This is a genomic window from Haloarcula sp. KBTZ06 (assembly GCF_048595605.1).
Classification (GTDB): domain Archaea; phylum Halobacteriota; class Halobacteria; order Halobacteriales; family Haloarculaceae; genus Haloarcula; species Haloarcula hispanica.
Map to the genome: position 1 here is coordinate 211,132 of NZ_CP184340.1, position 19,552 is coordinate 230,683.

Annotated in this window: 17 protein-coding genes; 11 read left to right on the top strand and 6 right to left on the bottom strand. The window is 62.2% G+C overall.

The genetic code is table 11. The annotated features are described in order from the left end of the window. Window positions 1–89: 89 nt before the first annotated feature. Window positions 90–1,541, bottom strand: coding sequence for an aldehyde dehydrogenase family protein (locus tag ACNO8S_RS19340; RefSeq protein WP_420183014.1), 1,452 nt, complete (start codon window positions 1,539–1,541; stop codon window positions 90–92). Between the two features lie 147 nt (window positions 1,542–1,688). Then, complete coding sequence (locus ACNO8S_RS19345; RefSeq protein WP_008308373.1) at window positions 1,689–2,147, bottom strand: MaoC/PaaZ C-terminal domain-containing protein; 459 nt, start codon at window positions 2,145–2,147, stop codon at window positions 1,689–1,691. Between the two features lie 98 nt (window positions 2,148–2,245). On the opposite strand from ACNO8S_RS19345, the gene paaI reads away from it, so the two are divergent. After that, a complete protein-coding gene (gene paaI, locus ACNO8S_RS19350; protein WP_014030896.1) occupies window positions 2,246–2,641 on the top strand; it encodes a hydroxyphenylacetyl-CoA thioesterase PaaI in 396 nt (131 codons plus the stop codon). 3 nt (window positions 2,642–2,644) lie between these two features. On the opposite strand, the gene paaK is transcribed toward paaI, so the two are convergent. Continuing rightward, a complete protein-coding gene (gene paaK / locus ACNO8S_RS19355) occupies window positions 2,645–3,934 on the bottom strand; it encodes a phenylacetate--CoA ligase PaaK (protein WP_044952595.1) in 1,290 nt (429 codons plus the stop codon). Between the two features lie 131 nt (window positions 3,935–4,065). Between paaK and ACNO8S_RS19360 the strand changes: the two genes are divergently transcribed. Then, window positions 4,066–5,238 (top strand): thiolase domain-containing protein, encoded by a 1,173-nt coding sequence (locus ACNO8S_RS19360; protein ID WP_420183015.1) that lies wholly within the window; start codon window positions 4,066–4,068, stop codon window positions 5,236–5,238. Further along, window positions 5,235–6,671, top strand: coding sequence for a zinc ribbon domain-containing protein (locus ACNO8S_RS19365; RefSeq protein WP_151104025.1), 1,437 nt, complete (start codon window positions 5,235–5,237; stop codon window positions 6,669–6,671). The genes ACNO8S_RS19360 and ACNO8S_RS19365 overlap by 4 nt, the downstream gene beginning before the upstream one ends. 9 nt (window positions 6,672–6,680) lie before the next feature. On the opposite strand, the gene ACNO8S_RS19370 is transcribed toward ACNO8S_RS19365, so the two are convergent. Then, entirely contained in the window at window positions 6,681–7,823 is a 1,143-nt protein-coding gene (locus tag ACNO8S_RS19370; RefSeq protein ID WP_420183016.1) for a thiolase family protein, read from the bottom strand. 99 nt (window positions 7,824–7,922) lie between these two features. Between ACNO8S_RS19370 and ACNO8S_RS19375 the strand changes: the two genes are divergently transcribed. Together ACNO8S_RS19375 and ACNO8S_RS19380 are read left to right on the top strand one after the other, a co-directional pair. Then, on the top strand, window positions 7,923–8,807 hold the full coding sequence (locus tag ACNO8S_RS19375; RefSeq protein WP_014030891.1) for a 3-hydroxyacyl-CoA dehydrogenase family protein: 885 nt from the start codon (window positions 7,923–7,925) through the stop codon (window positions 8,805–8,807). Beyond that, window positions 8,804–9,616 carry an enoyl-CoA hydratase/isomerase family protein gene (locus tag ACNO8S_RS19380; protein WP_050036556.1) on the top strand — a complete coding sequence of 271 codons (813 nt, stop codon included), beginning with the start codon at window positions 8,804–8,806 and terminating at the stop codon, window positions 9,614–9,616. Before ACNO8S_RS19375 ends, ACNO8S_RS19380 begins: the two co-directional genes overlap by 4 nt. 105 nt (window positions 9,617–9,721) lie before the next feature. On the opposite strand, the gene ACNO8S_RS19385 is transcribed toward ACNO8S_RS19380, so the two are convergent. Continuing rightward, window positions 9,722–10,492 carry an IclR family transcriptional regulator gene (locus ACNO8S_RS19385; RefSeq protein ID WP_014030889.1) on the bottom strand — a complete coding sequence of 257 codons (771 nt, stop codon included), beginning with the start codon at window positions 10,490–10,492 and terminating at the stop codon, window positions 9,722–9,724. A 112-nt stretch (window positions 10,493–10,604) separates the two neighbouring features. Here ACNO8S_RS19385 and ACNO8S_RS19390 point away from each other — a divergent pair, with 112 nt between their 5' ends. Beyond that, on the top strand, window positions 10,605–10,931 hold the full coding sequence (locus ACNO8S_RS19390; protein WP_050036557.1) for an EthD domain-containing protein: 327 nt from the start codon (window positions 10,605–10,607) through the stop codon (window positions 10,929–10,931). A 60-nt stretch (window positions 10,932–10,991) separates the two neighbouring features. On the opposite strand, the gene ACNO8S_RS19395 is transcribed toward ACNO8S_RS19390, so the two are convergent. Then, window positions 10,992–11,462 (bottom strand): VOC family protein, encoded by a 471-nt coding sequence (locus ACNO8S_RS19395; RefSeq protein ID WP_420183017.1) that lies wholly within the window; start codon window positions 11,460–11,462, stop codon window positions 10,992–10,994. Between the two features lie 195 nt (window positions 11,463–11,657). On the opposite strand from ACNO8S_RS19395, the gene ACNO8S_RS19400 reads away from it, so the two are divergent. The 5 genes from ACNO8S_RS19400 (at window position 11,658) to ACNO8S_RS19420 (ending at window position 19,394) form a co-directional block, all read left to right on the top strand. After that, complete coding sequence (locus ACNO8S_RS19400) at window positions 11,658–14,507, top strand: penicillin acylase family protein (protein ID WP_420183018.1); 2,850 nt, start codon at window positions 11,658–11,660, stop codon at window positions 14,505–14,507. Window positions 14,508–14,637: 130 nt separating this feature from the next. Continuing rightward, the gene (locus tag ACNO8S_RS19405) at window positions 14,638–15,885 is read left to right on the top strand and encodes an ABC transporter substrate-binding protein (protein ID WP_420183019.1); all 1,248 of its coding nucleotides are present in this window, start codon (window positions 14,638–14,640) and stop codon (window positions 15,883–15,885) included. An 8-nt stretch (window positions 15,886–15,893) separates the two neighbouring features. Continuing rightward, window positions 15,894–17,918: an ABC transporter permease gene (locus tag ACNO8S_RS19410; RefSeq protein WP_014030884.1), complete on the top strand. Its 2,025-nt coding sequence runs from the start codon at window positions 15,894–15,896 to the stop codon at window positions 17,916–17,918. After that, window positions 17,911–18,675, top strand: a complete 765-nt coding sequence (locus tag ACNO8S_RS19415) for an ABC transporter ATP-binding protein (RefSeq protein WP_014030883.1) — start codon at window positions 17,911–17,913, stop codon at window positions 18,673–18,675. Before ACNO8S_RS19410 ends, ACNO8S_RS19415 begins: the two co-directional genes overlap by 8 nt. After that, window positions 18,672–19,394, top strand: coding sequence for an ABC transporter ATP-binding protein (locus ACNO8S_RS19420; RefSeq protein ID WP_014030882.1), 723 nt, complete (start codon window positions 18,672–18,674; stop codon window positions 19,392–19,394). Before ACNO8S_RS19415 ends, ACNO8S_RS19420 begins: the two co-directional genes overlap by 4 nt. Window positions 19,395–19,552: the final 158 nt, after the last annotated feature.

The window sequence follows — 19,552 nt, forward strand, 5'->3', positions numbered from 1 at the left end:
TCGCTAGTTTTGCCTTCGGAGTTTCACAGCGTGAGGCAGAGCGGTGGAACTGTTGCTGGCTGCCTGGGCACGACTCGTCGGGGGAAGTTTCAGCCGAGGTTGATGTGGACGTTTTTCACCTCGGTGTAGGCCTCGATAGCCTGCTCGCCCTGTGCGCGGCCGTGGCCGCTCTGTTTCGTGCCGCCAAAGGGTGTCTGTGGCCAGGTGTTGGGCGTCTCGTTGACCATCACCATCCCGTAGTCCAGGCTGTCTGTGACGGTGTGTGCGCGAGTCAGGTCGTTCGTCCAGACGCAGGCGGTGAGGCCAAACGGTGAATCGTTTGCGACCGCAATCGCTTCTTCCTCGTCGCTCACTTCGATTGCGGTGAGCACGGGACCGAAGATCTCCTCCTGTGCAATCGTCATCCCGTTGTCCACGTCGGCAAAGACGGTCGGCTCGACGAAGTGACCGGTGTCTCTGTCCGCAGGAACGCCACCACCAGCCACAACAGTCGCACCCTCCTCCTTGCCGGTCTCGATGTAGTCGAGTATCTCCTGTTGCTGGCCCGCGCTGACGACTGGTCCCATCTGCCCATCGTCGTCGATGCCACCGCCGAGTGGGATGTTCTCTGCGATCTCTGCCATCCGGGAGACCATCTCGTCGTAGACGTCCTCGTGGACGACGATACGCGAGTTCGCCCAGCACATCTGCCCGGCGTTCATGAAAATCCCGTACTGGATGCCGCGGGCGGCGGCATCGAGGTCAGCGTCGGGGAACACGACTGCCGGCCCCTTCCCGCCGAGTTCGAGCGTCACGTCGGCGACCGCGTTGGCAGCACTGCGCTGGACCGTCTTTCCGACACCTGTACTCCCGGTGAAGGTGACGTGATCGACGCCCTCGTGTCCGGTGAGTGCGTCGCCGGCCTCGGACCCCTTCCCGGGAACAACGTTGACGACACCATCCGGAAGGCCCGCTTCTTCGGCGGCTTTCGCGTAGTACAGCGCCGACAGCGGCGTCATAGCGGACGGCTTGAGGATAACGCTGTTCCCCGCCGCCAGCGCCGGTGCCAGGCCGCGGCCGGCGAGCTGGAAGGGATAGTTCCACGGCGCGATGTGTGCAGTCACACCGACCGGCTCACGGGTGGTGTAGTTGAGCCGGCCGTCCTCGACCGGAATCTCGTCGCCGCGTATCTTGTCCGTCCACCCGGCGTAATGGCGGAACGTATCGATGACCATGTCGATTTCAAGCCCGGCTTCGAAGGGGGTTTTCCCGTTGTCGTGGGATTCGACCATGGAGAGCTCGTCTTTCATCTCCTCGATGGCGTCGGCCATCGTGTGGAGTTTCGCCCGGCGCGTCCCCGGGTCCATCGTCGCCCACTCTGAGCCGTCTTCGACGGCCGCCTGTGCCGCCTGTACCGCATCGTCGATATCAGTCGCCTCGGCCTTCTGTACCGACGCGTAGGGCTGCTCAGTTGCTGGGTCCTCCGTCTCGATGCTGCCGCCGTTGGTCGATTTTCGCCATTCGCCGCCGATATACAGGTCTGTCGGGCCGGTGTACTCCATTGCAATAACAGAGGGAGTGCGCGGCGTCTTAGTTGTTATTATTGATCATTAATGTCTGGGTGGCGAGAGCGCGATCCTCGATCTCCAAGTCGCACAATCGAGGCACTACCCGCTACCGATGCATCGCTTTCAGACGCGTCAGTTGACTCACTCGCGTTTCTTGATCAGGAACTTCATGTCGCCCTTGAAGACGACGGTTCCGTCCTGGTTTTCCATTTCAGTGTCGAGGACGACTAACCCGGCGTCGTCGCGCCCGACCTCCTTGGTGTTGTCCACGACGATCTCCAACTGGAGTGTGTCGCCGATGTGGACCGGGTTCGGGAGGTCCATGTAGTTCATGCCGAGGAACGCGAATGCGGTCCGCTCGACGATCCCGGTCCGGTAGACGAAGCCGGTCGCCTGCACGAACGTCATTGGACCGTGTGCAATCCGCTCACCGAACTCCTGTTCTTCCGCGTACTCCTTGTTCGTATGCAGTTCCGTCCAGTCGCCCGACAGCGCAGAGTGCATGACGAAATCGGACTCGGTGACCGTCCGGCCGACACTGATAAACTCCTGTCCCTCTTCGAAGTCCTCGAAGTGGTGTGGCTCGTAGCTATACGCCATAGTTCCCCATCTGATAGCAGACATTTATATTTTTACGCTCCGCTGACAGCAGCGGCGACCGGTATATATTTATCATTCCTGATAGAACCACAGGCCGTATGTCCGGCGTCGCCGACGAAGTCAGAGAGCGCATCGAATCCGACGCGTACTGCGAAACCCTCGGCATCGACGTCGTCGAACTCGACTCGGGGTACGCCCAGACTGAACTGACGATTACCGAGGACCTGCTGAACTTTCATGGGACGCCCCATGGCGGTGCGGTCTACTCGCTCGCCGATGCAGCCTTCGCCGCGGCGTCGAACTCGCACGGCGAGGCGGCGGTCGCACTGGAGACGAACATCTCGTATTTAGACGCCGTCGAAACCGGTGAGACGCTGTCTGCGGTCGCCGAGGAGACGCATCTCGCGGACAGCACCGCAGAGTACGAGGTAACGGTGACTGCACAGGATGGCGAGCGCATCGCGACGTTTCGCGGACGAGTCTACCGGCCCTGACAGTCAGTCACGGTGGTCGTAGACGCGTTTTACTTTGCCGACCTGCGTTCGGTCGATGCTCCCGGGCGCAACGAGTTCGAGTTCGTCCGGGGTGAACGCGAGCACGTTCTCCAGTCGCTCGATGATTTCGTCTTCCAGCGCTTTGTCGCCCGGCCCTTGCTCCGCAGTCCGTTCGATGGTGAGTTCCAGGACGTCGAGGTTGTTCTCCTCGTAGAGGTCGATGCGGTAGTGCGGAGCGACGCCGTCGATGTCAAGCACAGCGTGCTCGATTTCACTGGGATAGAGGTTCACGCCACGGACGATGAGGAGGTCGTCAGTCCGACCGGTGACGTTGTCCATCCGAACCATCGTCCGTCCACACGCACACTCGTCGTAGTTCAGCGTCGTCAAATCCCCGGTCCGGTATCGGAAGACCGGTAACGCTTCTTTGGTGAGTGTTGTGAGAACGAGTTCACCCTCCTCGCCTTCCTCGACTGGTTCTTTCGTCTGTGGGTCGATGACTTCCGGGTAGAAGTGGTCCTCCCAGATGTGGAGCCCGTCCTGTGCTTCGTGGCACTCACACGAGACGCCGGGACCGATGATCTCCGAGAGCCCGTAAACATCGATGCCGTCGACGCCCAGCCGCTCTTCGATTTCTGCCCGCATCGGATCGGTACACGGTTCCGCTCCGAAGATAATCGTCGAGATCGGCAGGTCGCTGGGGTCGTGGCCCATTTCCTCGGCCGTTTCGGCGAGGTACAGCGCATACGACGGGGTGCATGTGAATACATCGCTCTCCAGGTCGGTCATCAACTCGACCTGTCGCTGGGTCTGGCCGCTCCCGATAGGGATAATTGTGGCCCCCAGCTCCTCGGCTCCGTCGTGAAGCCCCAATCCGCCGGTGAATAGCCCGTATCCGTAGGCGTTCTGGACGGTGTCGCCCGGTTCGGTCCCACTCGCAGCCAGCGAACGGGCAACGACTTCGCTCCAGCTGTCGAGGTCGTCATCCGTGTACGAGACGATTTTCGGCTTCCCGGTCGTCCCGGACGACGCGTGGATCCGGGCGACGTCCGCATCGTCGACGGCGAACAGGCCATCGGGGTACTCGTCGCGGAAATCCTCTTTCGTCGTCATCGGCAGTTTCGTGATGTCGTCGATACTCTGGATGTCTTCGGGCGAGACGCCCGCTTCGTCGAGCTTCTCCCGATAAAACGGGACGTTCTCATAGGCGTGCGTAACAACCCCCTGTAATCGGTCGGTTTGCAACGCACGCAGCTCTGTACGGTCAGCCGCCTCCAGTTGCTTGTACACCATCGTCAATGATAGAGTGGAATGATAGTGATAAAATGGTTTGGGATTGACCACTCCGAGTGCCGGTCGTGCTTGCTGTGTGACTGTCGGCAAGTGATGCAAAGCTATTTTTCAGTACCCTCAGAGTTCCATGTATGCGGGACGCGTATCTCATCGGCGCAGGGCAAACGCCGTTTGGCTCGATGCCCGAAGAGAGCTACAGATCACTGTTCGACCACGCAGTCAGCGAAGCCATCGACAGTGTCGACCACGGTATCGACACGGATGCAATAGACGAAGCGGTCGTCGGCTCACTCGGCGTGGGCGGTCGACAACTCGGTCTCTCGGGACCGGCAGCAACCGAACACGCCGGGCTGCACGGAATCCCCAGCGTGCGCGTCGAAAACGCCTGTGCTGCGTCGGGCTACGCCGTCCGTCAGGCGGTGCAGGCAGTCAAAAGCGGGATGGCCGACGTGGCGCTGGCTGGCGGCGTCGAAGTCATGACAGACATGAGCAGCGACGTGACGAAGTACTGGCTCGGCGTCTCCGGTGAAACAGAGTGGGAACGGCTGACTGGGACGACCTTCTCTGGCGTTTACGCACAGATGGCAAGTGCGTATCTACAGGAGTACGAGGCCAGCGAGGAGCACCTCTCGATGGTGGCGGTCAAGAACCATCGGAACGGCGCAAAGAACCCGAAGGCCCATCTGGGCTTCGAGTGTTCCCTCGAAGACGCCGTCGACGCCCCGGTCGTCGCGGACCCGTTGAACCTCTATCACTGCTGTCCGACCTCCGACGGCGCAGCCGTCGCTCTCGTCGCCAGTGAAGACGTCGTTGAGCAGTACACTGACGACCCGGTCCGGTTCGCCGGGGTCGGTGCGGCCAGCGACCGGGTCGGCCTCTTCCAGCGAGATAGCTACACCGCGGTCTCTGCATCGGAAGCCGCTGCAGACACGGCCTATGATCGTGCCGGGATCGGCCCTGACGACCTCGACTTCGCCGAGGTACACGACTGCTTCACGATCGCCGAACTGCTTGCGTACGAGGACCTCGGCTTCTGTGACCGCGGCGAGGCCCCACAGTTGCTTGAACAGGGAACGACCGAAGCTGACGGAGCCATGCCGGTCAATCTCTCCGGCGGGCTGAAATCGAAGGGCCACCCTATCGGCGCAACCGGGGCCGGACAGATTGTCGAAGCGTTCAAACAGCTCACCGGCAGCGCCGCGGACCGGCAGCTAGCGGCCCCGGAGTACGGGCTCACTCACAACGTGGGTGGGAGCGGCGGCAGCGCAGTTGTCCATATCCTCGAACGGGAGGCTGCACGATGACTGCGTCGGGGCTCGCGGCTATCGGCGCGTACGCACCTCGCCTGCGGATCGACGCCGCGGAGTTCGAAGCCGCCTGGGGTCGGTTCGATGCAGCGGGGGTCGACGAGAAAGCGGTTCCCGACGCCGACGAGGACGCGGTCACGATGGGTGTCGAAGCCGCACGCCGTGCGCTCACTGCGGCCGACGCGTCCGGGACGGATGTCGCGCACTTGGCCTTCGCGACAACGACACCACCGATGGCGGAAGAGGACCTTGCGGCGCGACTCTGCAGTATTCTCAACGTCCCCGACAGCGCAAAGACCCAGACCATGACCGGCTCCACGCACGTCGGTGCGCAGGCACTGGACGCAACCATGGACGGCGGGCCGTTCGGGGACGGTGTCGGCCTCGTCGTCATCAGTGACTGTCCCCGAGGTGACCCCGACAGCGGCGTCGAGCACGCCGCCGGTGCCGGGAGTGTCGCGCTCGTTGTCGACGAGGACGGTCCCGGGACCGTCGTTGACCGGGCGTCACACACTGAGGCCTACCCCGGAACGCGCTTCAGAACGGGTGGGGACGACCGGACGACCGGCCTGGGTGTGCCGCAGTACGACCGCGAGGCGTTCACGACCACGCTCGGCAGTGCGGCCGACAGACTGGACGTGTCGATGGATACAGTCGATGCGGCAGCGGTCCAGTCCCCGGACGGGAAACTCCCGTATCGGGCAACAGGTGCGCTCGGGGTTGACGCAGAGACTATTGCCGCCGCGGACACAGTCAGTACGCTCGGGGACACCGGCGCTGCCAGTGCGTTTCTCGGAGCGGCGACAGCGTTTGCAGACGACGCCGAACGCGTGCTGATTGCCGCGTACGGAAGCGGTGCGAGTGCGACGCTGTTCGTCGCCACTGGTCCTGTTCCGGTCAACACTGCACTGGACGGTGCCGTCTCCCTGTCCTACGCCGAGTACCTCAGGCGGCGTGGCGAGATTACGCGCGACGAACCCGAGGGTGGCGGCGCCTACGTTAGCGTCCCGTCCTGGCAGCGGACGCTTCCGCAACGCCACCGGCTCGTCGCCGGCCGGTGCTCTGCGTGCGGTACACTGAACTTCCCGCCCACCGGGGCCTGCAACGACTGTCACGAGCGCACCGGTGATTTCGAGACTGTCGAACTGCCCGGGACCGGGACAGTCGAGGCAGTAACGACTATCGAACAGGGGGGTGCGCCACCGGAGTTCGTCGCCCAGCAGTCCAGCAGCGGCGAGTTCGATAGCGCTATCGTCGCGCTTGATGGTCCATCTGGCGAGCAGACTGTGAGCGTCCCCGCACAGGTGCTCGATACAACCGACGAGGTCACGATAGGCACCTCCGTCGTGCTGACGACGCGGCGCATCTACACGCAGGAGGGCGTCATCAGATACGGCTTCAAAGCACAGGTCGCCAGCCAGCGCCGGTAGCCGACAGCATCAGGGACGCTCGAACACAACCGCGACGCCCTGACCGAAACCGACACACATCGTCGCCAGTCCGTGCGTCGCCTCCCGCCGTCGCATCTCGTGTAACAACGTTGTCGTGATCCGCGCCCCCGAACAGCCAAGCGGGTGGCCGAGCGCGATAGCGCCACCGTTGACGTTGAGCCGCTCGGCCGGAATCCCCAGCTCGCGCTTGCAGTGGAGACTCTGCGCGGCAAAGGCCTCGTTGAGTTCCACGAGGTCGATATCGTCGATTGTCAGGCCGGCATTGTCCAGTGCAGCACGCGTTGCCGGAATCGGTCCCCGTCCCATTACCAGCGGATCGACACCGGCGACGGCCCGCGTCTTGATCCGGCCGAGGACATCGAGACCGTGCTGGTCCGCGTACGCCGCTGAGGTGACAAGCATCCCAGCAGCCCCGTCGGTCAGCGGTGACGCGTTCCCCGGCGTGACTGTCGCCGCCTCGTCGTCACGAAACACCGTTGGGAGTTCGCTCAACTGTTCGACTGACGTGTCTGCCCGTGGTGTTTTGTCGGTCTCTATCGCTGCCTCGTCGGTGTGGACTGGCACGGTCTCTGCGTCGAACCGACCGCTTTCCATGGCAGCGACCGCCCGCTCGTGTGAACGCAACGCGAACTCGTCCTGGGCTTTTCGGCTGATATCGTGGGTCCGTGCGATGGTTTCGGCCGTCTGTCCCATCGGGAGCCTGTCGGGGTCGTACCGCTGTTCGATAGCGGGATGCAGCCAGTCGGAGAAAGGGACGGTGCTCATGTGCTCGACACCGGCCACCGGATACACCGCCCCGTCGCCCGCCTCGATGGCGCGAGCGGCGTCGACGAGCGTCGTCAGTGACGAGCCACACAGGCGGGTCGTCGTCGCCCCGGGCACCGTCTCGGGGAACCCACCGGCGAGTATCGACTGCCGGGCGAGGTTGCGCCCCTGCTCTGCCTCCTGGTTTGCACACCCGAGCCGGAAGTCGTCCCACTCGACGGCCGGGACATCGGTCCGGTCAACGAGGGCAGCAAGCACAGCGGTGACGAGGTCCTCGGGATGTGTCCCGGCCAGCGCGCCATCCTTCGGTACCTGTGGCGTTCGTACGGCGTCGACAACAACGGCTTGCGAGTCGGAAGCAGTCATCCTCACCGACTCCTATCGCGGCCGCCGTATTAAATGCAGGCCACGCCGGCGGCGAGACGCAAGCAACGTTTTTATCCTTCGCTACTGTGCTGAGAAACGATGCACGTAGCTATCCTAGGCGCCGGTACCATGGGACACGGTATCGCTCAGGTGTCGGCAATGGCCGGTCACGACGTCACTCTCCGTGATATCGAGGCGGATATCGTCGACGACGGCCTGGCCGCCATCGAGTCGAATCTGGAGGAGGGTATCGCCCGGGAGAAAGTGACCGAATCCACGGCTGAGGCAACCCTGGACCGCCTCACCGGAACGACATCGCTGGAGGCGGCTGTGACCGGGGCAGACCTCGTCGTGGAAGCAGTCCCCGAAGACATGGATATCAAACACGAGACGCTTACCGAGGTCGAGTCCCACGTCGACCCGGCGACGCTTATCGCGTCAAACACCTCTTCACTGTCACTGACTGAGATAGCGAGCGTCCTCAACTATCCCGACCGAGCCATCGGCCTTCACTTCTTCAACCCGGTTCACATCATGGCACTCGTCGAGATCGTCGTCGCGGAACAGACGAGTGCCGAGACGGTCGCGCGTGCCCGCGAGTTCGTCAACGGGATCGACAAGACACCGGTCGAGGTGGCCGATGCACCGGGCTTTGCTTCCTCCCGCCTCGGCGTCTCGCTGGGCGTCGAAGCGATGCGGATGGTGCAGGAGGGCGTTGCAACACCGGGGGACATCGATACCGCGATGGAGCTCGGCTACAATCACCCGATGGGGCCTATCGAACTCGGCGACGTCGTCGGTCTCGACGTCCGCCTCGATATCCTCGAGTACCTGCGTGCGGAACTCGGTGAACGGTTCCGCCCGCCACAGATCCTGAAACGAAAGGTCCGGGCCGGGAAACTCGGCAAGAAATCCGGCGAGGGGTTCTACGTCTGGGAGGACGGCGACATCGTCGGCACCAGCGGCGACTGGGGGGACGCATGACGGACCTCGCTGACGCCGCGGTGGACTGTGAAACGGTTTCGGTGAGCGTCGGCGACCGCGTCGAGAACGTCGCTACCGTCGAATTACGCCGTCCGGAGGCCCGAAACGCGCTCAACACGCAGTTGCGGTCGGAGTTCAAACAGGTCTTCGACGCAGTTCCGGACAGTGACGTACGTGCTGTCGTGTTGACTGGCGCGGCAGACACCGGCGCATTCGTTGCGGGTGCCGACGTGACGGAACTCCGCGAGCGGGATATGCTAGAGCAACGGGAGGCGAGCAAGCGACCGCGGGTCTACGAGTACGTCGACGAGTGCCCGATGCCGGTCATCGCCCGCATCAACGGGCACGCGCTCGGCGGCGGCTGTGAGCTGATTCAGGCGGCTGATATCCGGATCGCGCACACGGACGCGAAGTTCGGCCAGCCGGAGATCAACCTCGGCATCATGCCCGGCGGTGGCGGGACACAGCGGTTGCCACGTCTGGTCGGCGAAGGCCACGCGATGCGGCTGATCCTCACCGGCGAACTCATCGACGCGACGGAGGCCGCTGACATCGGCCTCGTCGACGAGGTCCACGACGACGACTCCTTCGACGAGCGCGTCTACGATCTAGCGTCATCCATTGCAGAGAAAAGCCCCGCGGCGCTCGAATTTGCGAAGAAATCCGTCCGCGCAAGCTCCCGCATGGACCTCGAAGCCGGCATCGAGTACGAAGCCGAACTGTTCGCGCAACTGTTCGCAACTGGTGACAAGGACGAAGGAATCGACGCGTTCCTCGAAGACAGAGAGCCGGAGTGGACCAGCGAGTGAGCGCGTCCCCATCCCAGAACGAAGTCCCTAGCTTGGCTGATACCGCACACAGGGAAGAACAGTCCAAAAACAGCCAGTTGCCCCGCTAGAACTGCGCTGGTGGTCTCACGGATGGGCCATGTTTATCCCGATTTCGTTGACGACGCCCAGTAGCAGCGTCGGCAGTTCGTCCCGGAGAATGGGGCCTTCAAGCCGGCTTGCCGGGCCGGAGACACTGATAGCCCCGATGGCAACGTCGTTTTCGTCCGTAATGGGGGCCCCGACCGCGTGCAGTCCCTCCACAGACTCCTGAAAGTTGAACGCGTAGCCGCGGTCACGTATCGTCTCGATTTCCTCCCAGAGTTCGTCCCTGTCGGTGATCGTCTGTGGCGTCCGGCCGGGCAGGCCGTGCCTGTCGATGGTCTCCGTGATCTGGCTATCCGGAAGGTGTGCGAGTATGGCCTTCCCCGCGGCGTGCTGGTGGAGATAGTTCCGATGGCCGACCCGGGCGTACGTCTGCACCGAGTGTTTGCCCTGCGCGCCGTAGATGTGGACGCTCCGGCCGTGTTCTTCGACTGCACACCAGATCTTTTCCTCGGTCTCCTCCGCGAGTTCGTCGACTCTCGGCTTGGCCTCGTCGTAGAGCCGGTATTTGTTCCGCGCCACTTCGCCGTAGTCCAGAAAGCGGATACCGAGCTGATACTCGTTGTCGTCCTCGACGAGGAGGCTGTTGGCCGCGAGCGTCTTCAGGTATCTGTGCGTTGTACTCTTCGCACAGTCGAGGTGGGCCGTCATCTCCGACACGGTGGCCGTGTCGTGTTCCTTGAGATACTCTATAATCTCGATCGCTCGCTCAATCGTTCCGACCGGCCTGTTGACAGCGGGCGGGATTGCCATACGTACACACATGACTAATTGGCTTACAAGTGTTTTGTTCGAGTAGCTTGAATCGGTGGCAGCCCTGTCTGATCGGTAAGTAAAAGCCACTCCGGGGCGACACGGGGAACGCATGACAAAAATCGTCGATTTGCTCGTCCGGAGAGATGGCTACACTCACGAGGAGTTTGCCGACCGATGGCAAGGCGATCACTCGGAGCTAGCGAAGGATCTGCCGGGACTGCAACGCTACGTAACATCCGTGCCAACGGACCCGGAGCGTGCAGCCTACGACGGCGTGCTTGAGCTCTATTTCGAGGACATGGACGCACTCAGCGAGGCGTTTGATTCCGACCTCGCCGAGACGGTCCAGGCCGACGCGGCTGAGTTTATCGACCTGGAGGCCGGCCCCCGAATGATTGTCGAGGAAACGGTCCAGCTCGACGAAAGAGACGACTGATAGCGTCGCTCCTGCTGTTCCCGTTCGACTCCGTTTCCCGAGAGCGAACCGTTGCAGATGTCAGCCATCGAGTCGGCTTCCATCGACGTAGAGTTTCTCGGCGGGCGGCCGCTCAGCGTCGTAGCTGTCGTGATACTCGAACAATTGAAAGAGCGCCCCGGTCGGGTTCGACGGTGGGACAAACGCCTCGGTCCAGTCCTGGTACTCGCGGTACTCGACGACGCTGTAGCCGTTGCGTTCCAGGACCGCTTTCATCGCGTCAACCGCAGCCACTTCGAGCGTGACGTGGTGGAGTCCCGGACCGTGGTCGTCGAGATACGACGTGAGGAACGTGTCCGGTGCCTCCGGAGCGATGAGTTCCAGCCGTGACGCGTCCCGTTCGAAATCGTACTGCGCCCAGCGAAACCGCCCTTCGACGGACTCTTCGATGAGTTTCCGACAGCCGAGGGCGAACAGGAACGGTTCGGCGTCACTGATGTCCTCGACAGCGATTCCGATATGATCGACACGGATCGGCGTCTCCTGAGACATGGCGAGGACTGCGTCAGGCTCCCAATTATATGCTTGGGTCGGACGATAAGTGTCAATCTCGGTGGGAGGGTACCCGGCCCCTCCCTGCTATAGTCTATACTCCTGCACCACTGATACCGGACTCGAACAGACACACCCGACTCCGTCTGAAATGTTCCCAAATATTTATTAAATATCCAGACTGTCGACTACGGGATGCCAGCACAGCACCAGCAATCGCGGCGGCACCTCACACGACGAACGCTCCTGAAGACGGGCGCGGCGGTCACCGGCATGACCGGTATCGGAGCCGTGGAGACGGAGCTAGCGTACGCACAGGACGATGACGCGACGGTCACGATACGACGAGACGACTACGGCGTGCCACACGTCTACGCCCGCGACGCCGACAGCCGTGACCCGGTGTTCTATGGGTTCGGATACGCGACCGCGGCCGACCGGCTCTACCAGCTAGAACTGTACCGGCGGTACTATCACGGGACTGTCGCAGCGGTCCTCGGCTCGGGTGACGGGGACACCGACTGGGTCCAGTTCGATATCGAGGCGCGGCGCAACACCGCCGGCGAGCCGTCACTCGACGAGCAGGCCGCTGAGCAGTTGACGGCGGACCAGCGAGCGGTCCTGCAGGCGTTTACCGACGGCATCAACCGGTACATTACCGACGTCCGTGAGAGCGAGGAGCTGGAATTCCACCAGGCGTTTCAGGAGCACGGGTTCGAGCCCGAGGCGTTTACTACGGCGGACACCGCGGGGATGTTCGTCGCCAGTATGGCATATTTCAGCGGCTTCCAGCTGGAGACCCTCAGCGCGACTGTCCTCGACGCACTCACACAGGAAACAGGGAGCGAACAGCGTGCCACGGCGCTCTTCGAGGACCTGCAGTGGGGTAACGACCCCGGCTGCCCGACCTCGACAGTCCAGCCATCGGATGCCTACTCCCCTCCCTATACTGATGTCGGGGCAGGGTCGACACCCAACGTGACCGGGGGACAGGAGACAGACAGGGTGACGCGCGGGGCAACCGGCGCGTCTGTGACGCCGAGCAACCTGGTTACTGGTGGGGACTACACGCCTCCAACTGACGCCGACGGGATGCACGAAGGAGAGATGGAGCGGATGCGAACGCTTGCGTCCGGACTCGATAGTCTGGGCCTCCCGATCAAGTACGGCAGCAACGCCCTCGCTGTCCAGGGTGATATCACGGCCAGTGGCGATGCGCTACTGATGGGCGGGCCACAGATGGGGTTCAACACGCCTTCGATAATGTACGAGGCGAGCCTGCACGGGCCGGATTTCGACGTCACCGGTGTCACCGTTACCGGGTATCCGTTCATCATGTTCGGCCACAACCGCAACGGGGCACTGACCTCGACCGCCGGGATCGACAACTGCATCCAGATGTTCACGGAGTCGATCACCACCAACGCGTCGGGTCCGGACACGTACACCTTCCAGGGCGAGGAGTACGAGGTCGAAACAGCCGAGCAGACGATCACTGTCGCCGACGGCGAGGACGTGACGTACACGGAACGGTTCACACGCCATGGTGTCGTGACACAGTGGGACCCCGACAACGGGGAAGCGCTGGCGCAGACGAAGTCATACGCCGGCCGGCACATGAACTGCTGGCGGGCCTTCTACGAGTGTCAGTTCGCGACGGACGCCGAGGAGTTCCGGGAGTCAGCACAGCGCTGTGACTATGCACTGAACTTCATGTGGGCAGACAAGGACGGCGACATCGCGTATGTTCACTTGGGACGGTATCCGGACAGCGAAGCAGTCGACTGGGACACTCGGTTGCCGGCCGACGGAACGCAGTACGAACTCACGTCGGCGGACTACCTGCGCGCGGCTGACGGTGACGTGCCCTACGCGATCAACCCCGCCCCGGGGTACTCGGCACAGTGGAACAACAAACCCGCACCGGACTGGAACAACGGCGACCTGAGCTATTCGTGGGCGACCGACCACCGCGTGCAGCGGATCATCAATCTGGTCGAACAGCGGTTAGTACAGGAGGGGACAGTCGATTATGAGTTCCTGAAGACCGTTATCTACGATATCTCCTTCACCGATCTGCGTTCGATTCGGTACAGAGAGCATCTGCTCGACGCGCTTTCGGACGCAGACCTCTCCGGCACCGAACAGCAAGCCCGCGACGAACTGGCTTCGTGGGACCACTTCGCCCAGGCCGACGGCGAAGACAACGAGGGACGCCACTCTGCCGGCTACACGATCTGGGATGCGACGTTCCCGTACATTCTGGAAGAGGTTTTCAGCGAGACGTTCGGGAGCGCATACGGACCGGCATCGTACTTCCTCGACTACGACTACGGGCGCGGCACCCTGATGCGGGTCCTCAACCCGGCGGAGACAGCACTGCCGACGCAGGCCGAGTACGCCGATGGAGATATCACGGACGCGCTGGTCAGGGCGTTCCGGACCGCAGTGAGCGAACTCGCCGAGCGATACGACGGCGACCCGGAGTCCTGGCGGCGTGAGGCAGCCCTGCACGAGTTCGACAACCTCGCGCTGTTCGGGATGCCTATCGGCGTCACGTCCGCGGGGAACACGGCGCTGATGAACCGTGGGACCGAGAATCACGTCGTCCGGCTCAGCGACGACCCGCAGGCAGAGAACATCCTCCCGCCCGGAAACGACGGCTACGTCGCTCCAGACGGCACTACCGGCGAACATTACGACGACCAGCTGGCGATGTTCGAGGACTTCGAGTACAAACAGTTGTTGTTCGCTGACGCCGCTATCGAGTCCGCAACGGCTGAAACCCGTGAGTTGACGCGGTCAGCAAGCCCGGCTGACGGTGCCACCGATGACACGCCGACGAGTGAGGGCACTGAGACAGACGAGAGTACTGTGGCCGGTGGGGCGACAACTCCTGCCGAGACAGAGAGCACGGTCACAGCGACGGAGACGAATACCGGGACTGCCGCCAGTGGTCCCGGCTTTACAGCACTGACTGGGGCGACCGCAGTACTCGGGACTGCGCTGGCGTGGCTGTACAGACAGGACGACAACACCAGCTAGCCCCCACGGCGGTGGGGATCAAAAGCCGCGAGACGCGATAGTGGAGTTACCGAACGCGGCGAACAGCGCGAGACACGCCGACAGGGGGCAAGGCTTTAATACGATTTGCTTAACAATAGATAATGAACCTATGTCGAGCGAAGGTACCTCACCAGACAGTAGTGTGGGAATCGACCGTTCACGGAGACAGTTCATCGCCGCCGCTGGCGCGGTCGGCGCGCTTGGCCTCGCCGGCTGCCAAGGTGGATCAACAGGTGGCGAGGAGGCGGTGACCGTCGCGAGCCTGAATCCAATGACTGGCCCGTTCAGCTCTCTCGGGCCGGGCCAGCGCACTGGCGCTGAACTCGCTGTAACGGAGATAAACAACAACGACGACTACGACTTCGAGTTCGAGCTGGTGACGGGCGATACAGAGACTGAGGCCGGGGCCGCACAGTCCGAGGCCCAGCGTGTCGTTCAGGAAGAGGGGGCAGAGTTCGTGTTCGGTGCGATTTCAAGCTCCGTTGCGCTCGGGCTGAACGACTTTGCCGCGCAATCTGAGCATATCTACTTCCCAGGCGGCGCAGCGGTTCCGATCACCGGGTCTGCCTGCAACGAATGGGTGTTCCGCTTTGAAACGAACACTGCACAGATCGCTGAGGCGATATCGGCGTATTCAGTCAACAATCTGGGGAACAACGTCTGGTTCCACTACGCGGACTACGCGTACGGCGACTCGGTGTACAACCGCACGAGCAGACGAATGGAGAGTGCCAGTGACGACTACACCGAGGTCGGGACATCAACGTCGGCGTTGGGTGCCAGCAACTACGGCTCGTTCATCACGCAGATCAGCAACTCCGACGCTGACGTGGTCGTGTTGGGGATGACCGGTGGTGATCTGGTGAACTTCACTAACCAGGCCGCAGATCAGGGCCTCACCGACCAGATGGCTGTTGTCGGTCCGACCCAGACGTTCCAGAGCGTCCGTGCCGGGACCGGGTCGAACAGCGTCGGCACCTTCGGCGGCGCTCGGTATGACCCCTCGCTCGAGACCGGGGACAATCAGGCATTCGTCGAGGCCTACGCCAGCGAGAACGACAGAGAGCCCGGCAACTTCGCCCGCGTCGGCTACGACTCGATACGGCTGATGGCCAAAGGAATGAACGAAGCCGGGAGCACCGAACCGGGGGATGTCCGGGACGCCCTCGAAGGAGGCACGTTCACGACAGTGCTGGGGGACATCACGCTTCGGGAGAGCGATCACCAGGCCACCAATCCGACGTGGATGGCCGAACTCGTCGAAGGCGATGGTGGTTCAGCGGATGTCGAACTCCTCGAGCAGGTCCCGGGTTCGGAGACGCTGCCACCAGCCAGTGACCTCGGCTGTGAGATGTAGGTAGCACAATGGTTGCTGCCGACTTCATCGAACAACTGCTGAATGGCCTCACCCTGGGGATGGTTTACGTCCTGCTAGCCGCCGGCCTATCGGTCATTTTCGGCGTGATGGACGTGATCAACTTCTCCCATGGCGAACTGTTCGCACTCGGTGCGTATTTCTCCCTCAGCATCATCGCGCCGTTCGGCGCGGGGACTGGGTTCTGGATCGCGATAGTGGTTGCACCGGTCGCCGTCGGCCTCATCGGTGCCGCTATCGAGCGAACGACTGTCCGACCGCTGTACGGTCGAGACCCGTTATATCACATTCTCCTGACGTTCGGGCTCGTGCTCGTGATCAACGACGGTATCCGTCTTATCTGGGGGACACAGCAACGACAGCTAGCTGTCCCGGAGTATCTGAGTCGGCCAGTGTCCATACTGGGCGTCCAGGTGTCCGTGTACAATTACTTCATGATCGTCTTTGCGGCGCTGCTCGCGGTAGTGACGTGGTACCTGCTGAACCGGACGAAGTACGGGATGATCATTCGTGCCGGATCGCAGGACCGCGAAATGGTCCGAAACGTCGGTATCGACATCGACCAGTACTACACGCTGGTCTTCGGTGTCGGTGCGGCGCTCGCTGCCGTCGCCGGGATTGTCCTCGGTGGCTACCAGAACGTGAATACCGGCATGGGGAACAGCGTCATCATCCCGGCGTTCGTTGTCGTCGTCCTCGGCGGCCTCGGTAGCTTCAGGGGTGCCGTCTTCGGCGGGTTGCTCGTCGGTGTCGTCCAGACGCTGATGCGGGCCTACAGTGGGTCTGTCGTGGCAACGGTCGGCGATGTCACGCTGAGCGTTCCCAATCTCGAGGGGTTGACTGTGTACCTGCTCATGATCGCCGTGTTGCTCGTGAAACCGCAAGGACTGTTCGGAACGCGAGGTGACGAGTCGGAAAGCGAGGGCGAGATCCTCGTCGGGGGGTACGGCGGGGTACTGGCGGACAGCACACGGGTACGGCTCGGCGGTATCGCCGTTGTCGCGCTCGCGCTCGCCCCACTCGCGATTCTGTTCATGGGCGACCAGTACTACCTCGTCGTTCTCAACGAGATCCTGATCTGGGCTATCTTCGCACTGAGTCTCGATATCGTGATGGGCTATGCCGGCCTGGTCCCCCTGGGCCACACGATGTTCTACGGCGTCGGTGCGTACACCGCCGCGCTCGTCATGTTGCACTATTCGCAGTCGGTTTTCGTCGTGTTGCTCGGGGCGATTCTCATCTGTGCTGTCCTAGCTTGGATCGTCGGCAGCCTCTCGATTCGGGTCTCCGGCGTGTACTTCGCCATGATCACGCTGGCGTTCGCGGAACTGCTCTACAGCGCTGTGTTCAAGTTCGACTTTACCGGCGGGAGCGACGGCCTGCTCGGCTTCGAAGCGTTCCTCGGATTCGGTACTGTCGGGGCGTCGCTCTCGAACATCGAGTTCGGGCTCCTCGGCTACGAACTCGGACAGCAGTTCGTGTTCTACTATCTCGCCTTGCTCATCGCCCTGCTGTCGTTCCTGTTCGCTCGGCGCATGATGAACGCGCCGTTTGGCAGTGTCCTGCAGTCGATTCGGGAAAGCGAGGAGCGAGCGGAGTTCATCGGCTATGACGTCAACAGATACAAGCGCCGGGCGTTTGTCATCAGCGGCGGAATGGCTGGACTGGCTGGCGGCCTCCTCGCAATCAGTCCGTCGACAGTCATCATTTCACCGGACCAGACCCTCAACTGGATCCACTCTGGTGAAGTCATCGTCATTGCGCTGTTTGGCGGAATGGGGACACTGTACGGTCCCATGATCGGCTCCGGTGTCTTCTTCGGTGCCGAGGAGTTCCTCTCGTCGTACACCGACCAGTGGCGGCTTATCATCGGGACGATGTTTATCCTGTTCGTGCTGTTCGTCCCACGCGGTATCGTATCGATTCCGTCTCTCGTCGCACAACGGCTGGAGACGGCCAACAACGCGGACGGTCCTGTCGACATGGATGAGCCGGAAGTGAGAAGCGATGACTGAGACTGTACTCGAAACGGACGGACTGACGAAGCGGTTCGGCAAGCTCACCGCCGTTGACGACGTGTCGCTGTCGGTTGCGGACGGTGAGTTCAGGAGCGTTATCGGGCCAAACGGGGCCGGGAAGACAACGACGTTTAATCTCATCACTGGCGCACTATCGCCGTCAGCGGGTGTCGTGCGGTTCAAAGGTGAGGACATCACTGACGTCGCGCCACACGAACGGGTTGGCCGCGGACTGGGCCGCTCGTTCCAGATTACGAACGTTTTCGGCGGTCTCACCGTTCGAGAAAACGTGCGGCTGGCAGCACAGTCCGTCCACAGTGACGAGATCAATCCCAGCGAAGCGCTGTTCCGTGACAAGAACGGCTTCGACGAGATCACGGAGCAAACCGGGACGGTGCTGGAACAGATCGGGCTCCAAGACAGGGCTGACGAGCACGCGGAGGCCCTGGCGTACGGCGATCAGCGACGACTCGAACTGGGGCTCGTGCTGGCGACAGACCCCGCCCTCGTCATGCTCGACGAACCGACCGCCGGAATGAGTAGCGAGGAAACACAGGCCACGATGGACCTCATCGATGAGGTCCTCTCGGATCGGTCGTTGATGCTCATCGAACACGATATCGACCTCGTGATGCGTGTCTCGGACCGGATTACTGTCCTTACTCGCGGCGAAGAACTCGCAAGCGGGACACCCGACGAGATCGCAAACAACGAAGACGTCCGCGATGCGTACCTCGGTGGTGTCCGAGAATGACTGACCCGCTCCTCTCTCTCGAAGATGTCCGGGCCGGGTACGGGATGACCGAGGTGCTACAGGGCGTCTCGATGGATGTCGAACGCGGAAGCGTTGTGTCGCTGGTCGGGCGCAACGGCGTCGGCAAGACGACGACGCTACGGTCGATTGTCGGTAACATCACCCCGACTGGTGGGTCAATAACGTTCAACGGCGAGGACATCACGACACGCAACTCCGAGGCGACGATCCGGAGCGGCATCGGGTTCGTTCCCGAAGAGCGACGGATCTTCCCCGAGTTGACCGTCCGAGAGAACATCAGAATGGGTGAAATCGGTGCCGAGTCGCCTGATGGGCCGTCAGTCGACGACGTACTGGATATGTTCGAGAACCTCGCGGAGCGAGAACACAAGGACGGGTCGGTCCTTTCCGGTGGCGAACAGCAGATGCTCGCGGTCGGCCGCGCCCTGACTGCCGACCCGGATCTGTTGTTGCTTGACGAACCGACGGAAGGGCTCGCACCCTATGTCGTCCGGCAGATAGAGGACCTGATCCTCGAACTGAACGAACAGGGTATCACGGTGCTGGTCGTCGAGCAGAACATCCCGGTCGCACTGGCGGTCTCGGAGTACACGTACATCCTCGAAAAGGGCGAGATCGTCCACGAGGGGACTGCGGCGGAGATCCAGAACAACGAGGACGTACTCGACAGACACCTCGGCGTCGGTGTCACTGACTGACTATGGCGACAATCGCCGGGCACGACCCGATCCCCGGTCACTAGCCGTATAGCGCAGGGCCCCGTTCGAGACGGGGCTTACCGACCATAGTTCGAGCCCCATGCACCGAGCGGTAACGACCACTAGAGTGCCAACACATCAAGAGTGTCAACATGTAA